The 12,703-nt window shown below is 45.7% G+C and carries 11 protein-coding genes; 1 reads left to right on the top strand and 10 read right to left on the bottom strand.

The genetic code is table 11. The features are described from left to right. Positions 1-29: 29 nt before the first annotated feature. From ACDJ58_RS13160 to ACDJ58_RS13120, 9 genes are all read right to left on the bottom strand, one after another. Positions 30-1,040: an aldose 1-epimerase gene (locus ACDJ58_RS13160; protein WP_413378556.1), complete on the bottom strand. Its 1,011-nt coding sequence runs from the start codon at positions 1,038-1,040 to the stop codon at positions 30-32. Positions 1,041-1,052: 12 nt separating this feature from the next. Then, positions 1,053-2,837, bottom strand: a complete 1,785-nt coding sequence (locus tag ACDJ58_RS13155) for a glycoside hydrolase family 2 protein (protein ID WP_413378554.1) — start codon at positions 2,835-2,837, stop codon at positions 1,053-1,055. Positions 2,838-2,886: 49 nt separating this feature from the next. Then, positions 2,887-4,653 (bottom strand): glycoside hydrolase family 2 protein, encoded by a 1,767-nt coding sequence (locus ACDJ58_RS13150; protein WP_413378552.1) that lies wholly within the window; start codon positions 4,651-4,653, stop codon positions 2,887-2,889. 50 nt (positions 4,654-4,703) lie between these two features. Then, complete coding sequence (locus ACDJ58_RS13145; protein WP_413378550.1) at positions 4,704-5,510, bottom strand: carbohydrate ABC transporter permease; 807 nt, start codon at positions 5,508-5,510, stop codon at positions 4,704-4,706. Then, positions 5,510-6,400: a carbohydrate ABC transporter permease gene (locus ACDJ58_RS13140; protein ID WP_413378548.1), complete on the bottom strand. Its 891-nt coding sequence runs from the start codon at positions 6,398-6,400 to the stop codon at positions 5,510-5,512. The genes ACDJ58_RS13145 and ACDJ58_RS13140 overlap by 1 nt, the downstream gene beginning before the upstream one ends. Positions 6,401-6,487: 87 nt before the next feature. Next, the gene (locus tag ACDJ58_RS13135) at positions 6,488-7,780 is read right to left on the bottom strand and encodes an ABC transporter substrate-binding protein (protein ID WP_413378546.1); all 1,293 of its coding nucleotides are present in this window, start codon (positions 7,778-7,780) and stop codon (positions 6,488-6,490) included. A 198-nt stretch (positions 7,781-7,978) separates the two neighbouring features. Continuing rightward, positions 7,979-8,908: an ArsR/SmtB family transcription factor gene (locus ACDJ58_RS13130; protein WP_413378544.1), complete on the bottom strand. Its 930-nt coding sequence runs from the start codon at positions 8,906-8,908 to the stop codon at positions 7,979-7,981. 548 nt (positions 8,909-9,456) lie between these two features. Further along, positions 9,457-10,719: a cytochrome P450 family protein gene (locus tag ACDJ58_RS13125; protein ID WP_413378542.1), complete on the bottom strand. Its 1,263-nt coding sequence runs from the start codon at positions 10,717-10,719 to the stop codon at positions 9,457-9,459. 35 nt (positions 10,720-10,754) lie between these two features. After that, the gene (locus ACDJ58_RS13120) at positions 10,755-11,336 is read right to left on the bottom strand and encodes a cysteine hydrolase family protein (protein WP_413378540.1); all 582 of its coding nucleotides are present in this window, start codon (positions 11,334-11,336) and stop codon (positions 10,755-10,757) included. A gap of 129 nt (positions 11,337-11,465) precedes the next feature. On the opposite strand from ACDJ58_RS13120, the gene ACDJ58_RS13115 reads away from it, so the two are divergent. Beyond that, complete coding sequence (locus tag ACDJ58_RS13115; RefSeq protein WP_413378538.1) at positions 11,466-12,062, top strand: TetR/AcrR family transcriptional regulator; 597 nt, start codon at positions 11,466-11,468, stop codon at positions 12,060-12,062. Between the two features lie 90 nt (positions 12,063-12,152). Here ACDJ58_RS13115 and ACDJ58_RS13110 read toward each other — a convergent pair whose 3' ends face one another. Then, positions 12,153-12,623, bottom strand: coding sequence for a GNAT family N-acetyltransferase (locus ACDJ58_RS13110; RefSeq protein WP_413378536.1), 471 nt, complete (start codon positions 12,621-12,623; stop codon positions 12,153-12,155). Positions 12,624-12,703: the final 80 nt, after the last annotated feature.

The raw sequence follows: 12,703 nt of genomic DNA, 5'->3' as shown, positions 1-12,703 counted from the left end.
TGTCCTGGCTGCTCCCCTCATCTTTATTTTTACGAATGACGCAGATATAATCTGCTCGTTTCTTCCCAGATCTCTCCCGGCTGCAAACTAAATAATCCAGCTTCCTCGGCCTGCATATCCAGATTTGGCGCATTCACGAGATTAATCTGCGGTTCGGGGCAGAAAAACCCTTCTTCCGCATTATTGTTCCATATCATCCATTGTTTATAGGAAGTTCCCACATCGTAGATAAGTGTCATTCCATTCTTCGTATCCTGAAGCTCCATCCGGTTCCTCCCATTTTGCGGTACAGCAGTGTAATGGTTATCCATTTCTGCAAAGAACGGATATACTCCTGAGTCACGCATTTGCTCTTCCGCTGGAACCAGTGGCTGAAAACGTGTCGTTGGCAACATCCGTTCATCCAGCTCCCATCTGTCTCCGATGGTTAGCTTGAGGCTGTAATCCCTTGCCGAGCCATCTGCGGTAAATGGCGCGTTGATGGAAGTATGAAAAGCCAACAGACACGGCATGCAGGTTGCTCCATGATTTCGAATCCTGACATGCTGCATGAGTCCATCACTGCTCAGCGAGTAGCGCAATGTAATGCTGAATTGAAAAGGAAAGGATACGTATACCGGATGAGTTTCATCAACGGTAATGGACACCGTGACATGGCTTTCTTTCTCGGTATGTCCATACTCATCCACAACCCAGGACGTATTATACAAAAATCCATGCAAATGATTGCCTGTTGCTTCCTCATTGACCGGAAATTGAAGCTTCTGCCCGTTCCAGGCAAACCGTCCGTCCTCATAGCGATTCGGCGGAAACAGAACGGGGATTCCATGAATCATGGGTCTTGCCTTGAATGATTCCATCTCTTCCGGTGACGGTTCATGAAGGAAGCGAAGCCCTCGCTCAAGATCACGATAAGCGACCAGATTACCACCTATCTCCGGCAGCATAACAGCCTCACTGGAACCAAAGCGAAGGTAAATGGCCTTTTCCCCTTGAAAGTCGCCTTCCCAGGACCTACTTGTCTCCTTTGTGTTCAACATGCGTTCCCCTCCTTATTCGCCAGCGGACGATGGATAATGTCCTTCAATAATGGCCCGAATCTGTTCTATCGGCATCTTGGGCTGTCTGTCATACGTCAGCAGACCGTTAATCTCCTGTTCCACGTCCGTCAGCTGGGTGTAACAAAATCCTTCTACTACTGGAGAATCCAATAGTGGCTGTACTACGGCATGCAATCGCTGTGTAAAATCTTCGTCATTTTCCGCTCCGGAGTAACCCCAGCCTTCCCAGTCACTTTTCTTATACCCGATTCCACCGAATTCGGTAATTAAAATGGGCTGTCCTTCATAACGATAGTTACCCACGCTCAGCTTTCGACTGCCCGGAAGGGCGTTTACCGCATTTTCACGAGTGCGATAGCGTTCCTCCAGAACCTCTCTTCTCCATTCATAATCATGGATGTTATACAAGTCGGTCTGAACCATCTCCCAGCCATCATTGGAAATGACCGGACGTGTAGAATCCAGTGACTTGGTCAAATAATACATCGACAAGGCGTGATACTGCTGCTCCTTGCTGGTCAGGATGTTAGGAACACCCCAGCTTTCATTAAGAGGTACCCAGACCACAACACATGGATGGTTGTAGTCCCTTTCCAGCGCCTCCTGCCACTCCCGTGTTACCTGGGCGACGTATTGTTCAGAGAAATCGTACGCATTCGCCATCTCTCCCCATACCAGCAGTCCCAGCTTATCACACCAGTACAGGTATCTCGGATCTTCAATCTTCTGGTGTTTTCTGGCGCCGTTAAACCCCAGTTCCTTTGTTAATTCCACATCACGCCGGATGGCCTCGTCACTCGGCGGAGTCAGATTTCCATCCGGGAAATACCCTTGATCCAGAACGAGCTTCATATAGTAAGGGCGGTTATTCAGAAACAGCTTGCCCTGTTCAATGGAGATTTTGCGCATACCGAAATAGCTGTCGACCTCATCGACGGGTACACCATCCACCAATACAGTGAAATGAATGTCATACAGATTGGGGTGCTCTGGTGCCCACAGCCTTCCAAGACCATGCTCGTTAAAGGTATGAAGCCCGATGGTACGGGTCTCTGTCCTGCCGCTAATTCGGTATTCATCCTCAGAGAGCAGCTCTCCCTGATAGGCAATCTGTACACGCAGCCTGACATCCTGTGCGTCCCAATCTCTTGGTTCTGTTTGTTCCCTATGAAGATGAGCCGTGAATTCGATTTCGTTGCGATCGACATCGGGAGTCAGACGTACCTTCTGCAAATGAACGGGTGCGACAGCTTCCAACCACACCGATTGCCATATTCCAGTAGTGCGGGTATAGAAAATTTGGGCAGATTGCTCCTGCCAGAACTGCTTCCCGCGCGGCAGCGTTACATCCCTGCTATAATCGATCGCTTGTACGGTCAGCACATTGCTTCCTTCCAGCAGAGCATCTGTAATATCGGCATGAAAAGGGGTGTGTCCCCCTTCATGCCGAACCACAAACTGTCCATTGACCCAGACAGAGGCTTCATAGTCCACGGCTCCGAAGTGCAGCAGCAGTCGTTTGCCAGTGAAGTTCTCTGGAGTGTCAAAGGTCCGTTTGTACCATACATTATCGTGAAAATTAGGATCTGCAATGCCACTCAGTTGACTTTGAAAAGCAAACGGCACCTGGATTCGGCGGCTGAATGCTTGCTTACCCTCACTCCATTTTTCCGAACGTCCCTTGTTATCATCATCGAATTCAAATTCCCATTCCCCATTCAAACTCAGCCAATCTTTACGTACAAATTGAGGCCTTGGATAATCCTGTCGCAGCATGATGTTCAGCTCTCCTGTTCTAAATGGATCTCTAGTATATAGTCAGGCCTCACCCCAGATTGATCTTACGGATCACTTCCAGTGGTACTTTCGGTTTACGGTCTTCCGTCAACAGACCATTAATCTCCTGCTGCACATCCGTGACCTGTGTATAACAATAGCCCGAGATATAGGGAATGGCTTTGATCGCTTCGGTGATGGAACGGAAACGTTCAATAAAGGCTTCAACCGAGTCCACCTGATTGCCATAACCCCAGCCTTTATCCGATTGGAAAGCAATACCGCCGAATTCACTGATGATAATGGGTTGTCCTTTATAGTGGTAACCTTCAGCAAAAGCAAACTTCCATCGATTGGAAGCAATCTTGTTATTTACGATCAAGTCCTTATCCTGATACCGTTCCAGAAAAGCTTCTCCCGACTCCACATAATCATGGAGTGTCAAAATATCCGATACCGTATGCTCCCATCCGTCGTTGGTAATGACCGGACGATACGGATCAATGGCTTTGGTCAGATGGTAAATGGATTGCGTGAATTGCTGCTGCCTTACCTCGTGACCAATCGTCGGTATTCCCCACGATTCATTAAATGGCACCCAGGTAATGATGCTGGGATGATTGTATTGCTGGGGTACAATTTCAAGCCATTCTTTGGTGAATCGGCTCACTGCCTCATCATTAAACTCGAAGGTTGCTGCCATCTCTGACCAGACCAACATGCCTTTTACATCACACCAATACAAAAAGCGTGGATCTTCCAGTTTCATATGTTTACGGATTCCGTTATATCCCATCTCGGCAATTTTATCGATATCCTCAATCAGTGCTTCCACTGAAGGTGGGGTCAAATGGCTCTCCGTCCAATAGCCCTGATCCAGAATCATTCTTTGGTACAACGGAGCATTATTCAGCAGAATCTGCCCATTTTCAATCGATATTTTTCGCATACCAAAATAGGAATGAACCCGGTCGATTTCTTTCTCATCTTCGTACATCACAAACTCGATATCGTACAGGTTCGGTGAGTCCGGTGACCATAACGACTGTTTCCACGGACCGCCAGCTTCATGTTTGACACTGGCTTCCACGGTCATCCAGGGTCTGTCTGGAGATAGACTGATGGTTTGCACATGCTGACCCTTCAGCTCAATCCGTGTCTCCAAACGCAAGTTGTTCTTGCCTTCGATCCCATTCAATTGAAAGTCCAAACGAATCATATGACGATCGATGTCCGGTGTCATCTTGACCGCTTCAACCCTTGCTTCACTCACATGCTCCAGCCAGACACTTTTCCATATCCCGGTACTTTGCACATAAAAACATTCAAAATTGTCATCCACCCAGCGTTGTTTCCCCCGAGGCTGCATCGCGTTCTGACTGTCTTCTACTTCAAGAACAATGTTGTTTTCCGAGCCGTAAGTGATATAAGGGGTAATGTCGAATGAAAACGCTGCGTACCCTCCTTCATGTTCACCAACAACCGTTCCGTTCACCCAACATTTTGCGCGATAATCCACTCCCTGAAAATGCAGAATGCTCCGCTTTCCTTTTGCTTCCTGGGGAATCTGAACACTTCTGCGGTACCAGACCAGAGGATGAAATGTCTCGATTCCGATACCGCTCGCTTTGGTCTCATACGTGAAGGGAACCTTGATTTTCGTTCCTTCCGGAAACTGATTCTGGTCGTACCAATGCTCGCTTTCACCCGCCTGATTGTCATCAAAACTAAAATCCCATTCTCCATTCAAATCCAACCACTCATTCCGTACAAATTGCGGTCTTGGATAATCCTTGTTGTAAAATTTAGTTGTCATCTTGTTCTCTCCGATCTCCTCTGTATTTGGCTCATAGGCCTGAAAAAGTGTTAACCCTTAATACCGGACATGCTGATGCCTTTAACAATCTGTTTCTCAAAAATGATAAACAATATAATGATGGGAACAGAAGCCACTGCATTGATAACCATCGGTTTGACGTAATCTTCTGAATACTGACCCATTAGCGTTGGGATACCCATTGGCAGCGTAAACAGATTATCATCGGTTATGGAAAGGAATGGCCATAGGAAATTGTTCCATGAACCAATAAACGTTAGGATTGCCATGGAAGCCATCGCTGGCCGGGTCAGCGGCAGCACAATGCTGGTGAAAATCCGCCAAAAGCCCCCACCGTCAATTTGCACGCTCTCCAACAGATCATTTGGAATACCATCGAAAAAGCTTTTGAGTACAATGACTGCTACAGGGGAAGCCAACGCAGGAATGATTAATCCACTGTATGAATTCAGCAAATGAAGATCCTTGGCTACCTGATAGAGCGGAATAATGGTAGCTTCACCAGGAATCAGCAACCCGCCAAGAATGAAGAAGAAAATAAATGTACGGAAACGAAACGGTACTTTGGACAGGGCAAATCCGGCCATGGCAGCGAAAATAACAGTCAACACGGTTACAACCACCGCGACAAACAAACTGTTAACCACCCACTGTGACAGCTTTGTCGTTGTCAGAATTTCGTTATAGACAGCAAGTGAGTATGGAGGTTTAAACCAGTCCAGGACTGTAATAATCTTCATACCTTCTTCTTTGATGGAGACCATCAGCATCCACACAAGTGGGGCCGCAAACATAACCGCCATCAACGCAGATCCTATGCGATACAGCCATTTCATCAGTTTCCCGCCCCTTTCCGGTTATTCATCCAGTATTGCAGCGCCGACAGCACCAGCAGGATAACGAATAAAATATAGGACATCGTTGCGGCATAACCCAGGTTGTTGTTCTTGAATCCGGTCTGATAGATCAACTGAATAATCGGACGTGTCTGATCCAGCGGTCCGCCGCCAGTAATGACGTAAATTTGCATAAAGACCTTGTATGAAGCAATAATCTGCAGCATGGTTATGGTTTTGGTCAATGGATTCAGATAAGGAAGAATAATTCTCCAAAATATTTGAGTATCACTCGCACCATCCAGTCTTGCCGCTTCATAAATCTCATCCGGTATTTCCTGCATGGCGGAAAGATACAAAATAAAGTTAAAACCGACCGTCCACCACAAGGTAATTACGGTAATAACGACCCAGGCGAGCCCGGTTTCCGTCAGCCAGAAAATTTCGGAATTTTGAGGCAATAACCTGACAAGATGCAGGACGGAATTGACGAATCCCGTATAAGGCTGAAATACGAATAAACCCAGATAAGCTGCGACGGCGACGGAGAGTACGCTTGGTATAAAGAAGATGATGCGGTAGAACTTTTGCAAAGACGATTTTCGGTTGGCAATCAAAGCTAGCAGAATCGCGAGTATAATCATGGTCGGTGTGCTCAAGAAAACAAAAAAGGTTGAATGCCAGATCGCTTCCCAAACCTCTCTGTCCTGAAGAACTTTTCGGAAGTTATCCAGGCCAACAAAATCCATTTTCTTGATCAGCGTCCATTTGTAGAAGGTCATCTCCACACCTTTAATCATGGGCCAGATCGTAAATAAACCATAAACAATTAAGAATGGAAGCAGAAATACCAGTGCCTGCAAATCCGCCCTCATTTTTCTGATCTTCATATGCGTCTCCCCTTTGATTGGCACGCAAGCCGGCGATTTCTTGTCTAGAAATGGTGATTACGCAGGCTTGCGCGACCCGTCTTCCTTCTATTCGCTTAGTATTTTCTGAATGGCTGTCTCCATGTTGTTCATGGCATCTGCCGGGGTCATTTTGTTCATCCATACTTCATTCAAAAATTTAAAGGCAGCTTCATCGCGGATTTGTGCATTTTTGGTGGAATGTTTGCTGAATTTAACTACACTTGCAACTTCGGAATAATCACTGCGGTATGGCAGATCCTTGAATTCCTGTTTTTCCAGGACGGATGGCTTGGATGGAATATGTCCGGCTTTCGCCCAGACCTGACCATTATCAGCAACCCAGTCGGCGAAGATCATGGCTGCTTTACGTTTAGCCGGGTCCTCATCCTTAGTCAGTGGCAAAACAATGGTATGGGAATCTCCCCATGTTGCTTCTTTGTCGTAGAATTTCGGAATCGGCATAGCTCCAAACTCAAGTCCTTTGGTGGATTCCCACGTTCCTGTCGTCCAGACCCCTGTCATGATAATAGCGGCTGTTCCACTTTGAAAATTTTTATAAAAGTCCGGATCATTCTTCTTGATATAGCCTTCGGTATAAAGCTTCTGGATATAGTCAGCGGCTTTGATGCCTTTCTCTTTATCAATGGCTGCGGACTTCAGATCATCCGACACCACGTCGTTACCACCCAACTGGGAGTAAAGGGACCACCACAAGCGGTAAGGGTCATCATTATTATTGGACAATGCAAACGGAGTCGTTTTGGCAGGCAGCTTCTCTTTTAAAGTCTTAAGGAAACTTACAAACCCGTCAGCAGATTGCTCCAAGATCGGTTTCCCGTCTTCACCAAGCAAACCTGCATCTTTTAAAAGTTTCTTGTTGTAGAACATGATAAAGGGATGTGTGTCAATGGGGACCGCATAATGTTGACCTTCTACGGTAACCGCATCCAAGAGATTCTGGTTATAGGTGCTCCAATCCACACCTGCATCCGTAGCAGGAGTATCAAGCTCTGTGACTACCCCCTGATTAATCAGATCAGGCAGCCTGGAGGAATGAGAGATCCCAATATCGGGTCCATTACCATTACCAACAGCAGTAACGAGCTTCGTATAATACTCGCCCCATGCCAATTTGGTATTCTTCACTTCAATTTCCGGGTGGGTTTTGTTGAATTCATCGACTAATGTCTGCATGTTTGCGCCATCACCACCATCGAACAGTGTCCAGAAGGACAATGTCACTTTTCCATCACCGGAGCCACTATCCCCATCCCCGTTACTGCCTCCGCTACATGCGCTTAAAACGGTTGAGAATGAGAGCAATAATGTCAGTGCTAACCAGCCGATCTTTTTTTTCATGCGAGTATCCCCTTTACTCTAATTTGTAGATACAAACGATATAATTGTTTTATTACATTATTACTGTATCTATAGGGGATTATATAAGGGTAATCCTTTCTTGTCAACGCTTTCAAACACATTTAGTGTAATTATAAAATAAAAAAAGGCCTTAGTTACATAATATCTGCAACCGAGGCCTTTCTTCCTCATCCCATTCTAATGAATGGCATAATGTATAGTCATTTTGATATTTTGGTCATAATCTCCAAATTGTCGCCCAAAGAGATTTACACCTCCTTGATGAACCGCATCCGGCTTAATACCGATCCGAACCCTTAACTTGTGGCTGTTATGGAGGTTAAGCTGAGCCAGATCAACTGCTGAAATTTTCTCCATATCCAGCGTCGTCTTATTTTTGTCCACTCGCCATGTCTTTAATAAACCATACTGTGTTGACCATTCAAACCACCAAGCCGGGTTGAGCTTTCCGCGCCGATCGCCAAAGTCACCAGGACATGTCCACATACCAATTTCCACACCGTTAATCCATACGGAGATATCGGAAGGCCAGTTATGGTCATAGTTTGGCGCTTCAGAACACATTTCCATGGACAGTTCCAGCGATTCGATTACCGCCTCTGCCGGAATCTCCAGTGGCATCAAATATTCGACATAGCCCTTACGAAACCACATAATCTGCGCTCCGACATGCTTCGGATGATAAAAGCTGGCGGGCTCATCCTCACGAATGATCATGCCCTCGCTATTCGCCATGCCACAGGTTGGTGACACTTCACAATCACTATAATGACCAATAGGCATATCCACTTCGTATACCTGAATATCGCCTTTGGGAATTGCTTTCTCCAGATTAAGAGCAATATGAATATCATCGTAATTGCGGCTGCATACCTTCATTGCCCCGCGAGAGGCAGGCAACAGTTCCGTATTAATCAGCCTTGCAGCTTCCAAAACCTTGATGTTGCTAGCTACCGTGGATACTGGAAGTTTGAGAGCTTCCGCGATTTCTACTATATTCAGGTTTTGGGAGATCAATAGTCGGAGAATATCCACTCTGGATCGGGTCGATAAAGCATGCGTGACCATGACCAGCTCATTCGGATTATCAAAACTCAGCTCAAGCATTGTATCACCACCTCTTATGTATTTATGGAACAGGAAATTTAAACGTAAAGTTTAATTCAGTCGATAATATTGTAACAAATCATTTATTTTGTATCAAATTACTTTTTACTTCATCATTCTTCTTCGTTTTTCATACAATTTCCGGTTAATGTGCGCAAAGCAATATCGGTAAACTAACTAAAATGCCAATAACCCCTGTAGAAATGATCGTTATCCACACTAACGTTGTCATACTTAAGTTTCCTTGATAAATACGGATACTGATGAGCGCAGCATAGATCAGTAGTACGATGCCAATGCTTATCTTGGAAAATGATTTCGTCATACACCTCCTTCGACGCCCCCCCCTATATCAACAAGATAAAGACCATGTCAGAGATTATTTCGTGTTTTCCCCAATCAGATCCTGCAAATAGATACTGGAATTGTTGATTTTACCTATCGTCATGAAACTTATAGCCTAAACCAAAAAATCCGCCAAACATGGCGGATTTTTTGGGTATATATTTTTCTACTTGCCCAATAGAAGCTTAGCCTAACTCTTGCTGCTAAAATGCGACAGGTAATGCAGCCAAGCTCTGCGAACTTAGCGCCAAATGCCACTCAATGTTTTCCCGAGGAACATTAAGTCGCAGATTAGGCATGCGTTTTAACAATGTTGTAAAGGCGATATCTCCCTCCACACGAGCAAGTGGAGCCCCCAAGCAGGAATGAATGCCATGACCAAAAGCCAGATGACGATTAATATGACGTGCAACATCCAGGTCCTCTGACTGTTCAAATTGAAGTTCATCCCGATTGGCTGATTTCAGCACGGGGATGACCATATCTCCCTTTTTGATCTGTTGTCCTGCCAGCTCTATATCCTGAGTCGCAAAACGAGGTCCGGCAATGGTTGCAGGCCCGTTAAAACGCAGCAATTCCTCAACAGCAGAAGGTGCCAGACTAAGATCAGCCTTAAGCTTCTCCAATTGTTCAGGATGATCCAATAACATCATTGCACCCGTAGCAATCAGATTGGATGTCGTCTCATGGCCAGCAAAGATCAATAACGTAATCATGGATAGCAGTTCTGGTTCACTGAGTCGATCGCCCTCTTCTTCTATAGCAATCAATTGGCTGATCAAATCATCTGCAGGATGTTTGCGTTTCTCAGCTACCAGTTGTGCAGTATAGTCACCGAAAGCTTTGAGATGCTCCTCCACTCCCGGTTCACGCACTCCGAGGCCCAGACCGTGTGCAATCGCGGAGGACCAGGTCTGGATCTGAGGGCGATCTGCTTTAGGTACTCCCAGCATATCGGAAATCACATGAATCGGTAAGGGAAAGGCGTAGTCCTTGACCAAGTCCATCTCAACCTGGGATTGAACCTGATCCAGTAATTCATCAGCGATCTGCTGCACACGTGGACGAAGACTTTCCATATATTTGGGGGTAAAGGCTTTGGAGACCAGTCGACGTAATCTTCGATGATCAGGATCATCTACAGAGAGCATTGATTTTCCGGTAAAGAACGTTGGAGGAGCATCTGGATCTACGTTTTCCACATAGGCTTTCAGAATATTCTCATTGCCGTCGATGGAGAGTGGGTCTACCGTGAAGTGGGCATGATCTTTGAGTACCTGTGACGCTTCTTCCATTCGTGTGACCAACCACTGCCCGCGATCTGTACCACCCATTGGCAAGGATACTGGAATAACAGGACCTGTTTCACGCAATTGCTTGATCAGTGAAAACGGATTTTCACCACTATCCCCACTAAACAGGCTCAGTGCTGCTTTTTGTGAAACATTAAGATCTAACTCACTCATAATAACCATCCTTTCGCTTCGACCATTTTATTGGTTTAAATTAATGCATTTATCCAATCATCTACAGCCAGCACATCGGCTTGTTGGGGGAATACGCTCTCTACGAGAACTCGATGAACTTCAGGGTCCCTATCCAGACAAGCATCAGAAAGTACAGTCAGCGCGTAATCCTTATCCGCCGCCTCACATAAGGTAGACAGCACTACTCCACTTGTTGCGATACCGCTAAGAATAAGTGTATTAATGCCATGGGATTGAAGAAGGTTTTCCAGGTTGCTTCCTGAGAATCCACTGACGCGGAACTTGTCCACAATGAGCTCTCCTGGAAGCGGCTTTACCGATTCGTGAATGTCCATTGCTACTTTCATCGCCGGATTGGCTTCGTTTCCACCACCGCGGCTTGACTTTTTTCCAAACAACTTGTTACGCTCACTAATTGGAGGGGAATCCTGGCGATGACCAACCTTCACAAAAATCACAGGTACGTTATGTCTGCGAGCTGCTTCTATCGCTTTCTGAAAAGGGAACAGTGCATCCTCGTGCTTCGCATATTGCGATACAATGATGTTCTGCATATCCATGACCAGAAGTGCAGATTGGTTATGATGACTCTCCATGGGTTGCCCATCCCTCTCGTTTTGATTAAGATTAAAGGGAGAACTCTCCGCTTAACCTCTTCTTGATATTAAACGGAGGGTTCTCCCCTTGTCAAATTTTGGACGTTGAAGGATAGGAAGTGACAGACAGTGGATAAAACCAATACAACCTCTCGTTCGGAGCGACGGGATGCTGCCGAGAATCGCCAACGTATCTTGAATATGGCTAGCAAATTATTCGAGCTGCACGGCGTGGAGCGGGTCAGCATGAATCAGATCGCTTCCGAAGCGCAGATTGGAGCGGGTACCTTATACCGCCGATACCGCAATAAAAGTGAATTATGTATGGACTTGATCAAAGATAACGCAGCGCTGTTCTTCGATGATGTGGAGATATATGTGCAGGAGAACGCACAGCATCCACCATCTGAGCGATTGCGGGGACTGCTGACGTTGTTTATCCAGTTTAGAGAGAAAAATGCGGAGCTGCTCTCGGGCATCGAGAATGCAGTATATCAAGGATCAGAGTCCAGAACCTCAAGTCCTCTTTATGACCAATTGCATCAACAGCTATTTGGATTATTCGAAGAGATGGCAACAGAGAGCGACGAATCGCAGGCCATCAGCTTGTTCAAAACGGACATGCTTCTGACTGCCATGAGTAATGATTCGTATCTGTTTCAAAAAAACGTACGCGGCAACTCTCCCGACCGCATCGTGGAGCAGCTCTGTTTGACGTTTCTTTAAGGTATATGGGTATATAAAAATGCAAAAAAGCCTAATTCATCGTCGGCAATCTGCCGCTTGAACTAGGCTTTTTGAGCATGAGGTATGAATTTATAATGTTTTGATATACCATGCATCACAAGCAAAATGCTCCGTTGCATTTAACGGTTCGTCTAATGGAATAAAACCGTTCTTGATATAGAACTTGTTGGCTGCGACCATGTTGTTAAGCGTCTCAAGATAACATTGTTCATAGTGTTCTTTGGCAAATTCAAGCGAAATTCGAAGCAACTCATATGAGATCCCGGTGCCTCGTGCTTCTTTTAATGCATACATCTTCTGCAATTCACAAATATGTGAAAATCCCTCAACGGGTCCGATACCGCAGCCAGCTACAACGGTTGAGTTATGCTCAACCACCCAATATCTGGAGCCCTCGCGTTGGTAAAGATGATAGAAATCGCCCAGATTCGGATCAGCCCATGCCGTTCCTGACTTATTGGCCCCGAATTCGATCAAACAACTTCGAATCAGAGACTCTACTTCTTGATTATCTTTTTCTTCTATCTCTCTAATGAACATGCAGTAAGCCTCCGCATCATGAAATAATTGCTGCTCTTAACTGCACAAATTATACTACAAATCTGATTCAACACACTACA

Source organism: Paenibacillus taichungensis, from assembly GCF_047302525.1.
Taxonomy (GTDB): Bacteria; Bacillota; Bacilli; order Paenibacillales; family Paenibacillaceae; genus Paenibacillus; species Paenibacillus taichungensis_B.
The sequence above is the reverse complement of the archived record's forward strand: the minus strand, read 5'-3'. Positions and strand labels throughout refer to the sequence as shown.

Coding starts and splice junctions, on each gene's coding strand:
- ACDJ58_RS13160 (WP_413378556.1), bottom strand. CDS start 1,040: ATGTTGAACACAAAGGAGACAAGTAGGTCCTGGGAAGGCGACTTTCAA.
- ACDJ58_RS13155 (WP_413378554.1), bottom strand. CDS start 2,837: ATGCTGCGACAGGATTATCCAAGGCCTCAATTTGTACGTAAAGATTGG.
- ACDJ58_RS13150 (WP_413378552.1), bottom strand. CDS start 4,653: ATGACAACTAAATTTTACAACAAGGATTATCCAAGACCGCAATTTGTA.
- ACDJ58_RS13145 (WP_413378550.1), bottom strand. CDS start 5,510: ATGAAATGGCTGTATCGCATAGGATCTGCGTTGATGGCGGTTATGTTT.
- ACDJ58_RS13140 (WP_413378548.1), bottom strand. CDS start 6,400: ATGAAGATCAGAAAAATGAGGGCGGATTTGCAGGCACTGGTATTTCTG.
- ACDJ58_RS13135 (WP_413378546.1), bottom strand. CDS start 7,780: ATGAAAAAAAAGATCGGCTGGTTAGCACTGACATTATTGCTCTCATTC.
- ACDJ58_RS13130 (WP_413378544.1), bottom strand. CDS start 8,908: ATGCTTGAGCTGAGTTTTGATAATCCGAATGAGCTGGTCATGGTCACG.
- ACDJ58_RS13125 (WP_413378542.1), bottom strand. CDS start 10,719: ATGAGTGAGTTAGATCTTAATGTTTCACAAAAAGCAGCACTGAGCCTG.
- ACDJ58_RS13120 (WP_413378540.1), bottom strand. CDS start 11,336: ATGGAGAGTCATCATAACCAATCTGCACTTCTGGTCATGGATATGCAG.
- ACDJ58_RS13110 (WP_413378536.1), bottom strand. CDS start 12,623: ATGTTCATTAGAGAGATAGAAGAAAAAGATAATCAAGAAGTAGAGTCT.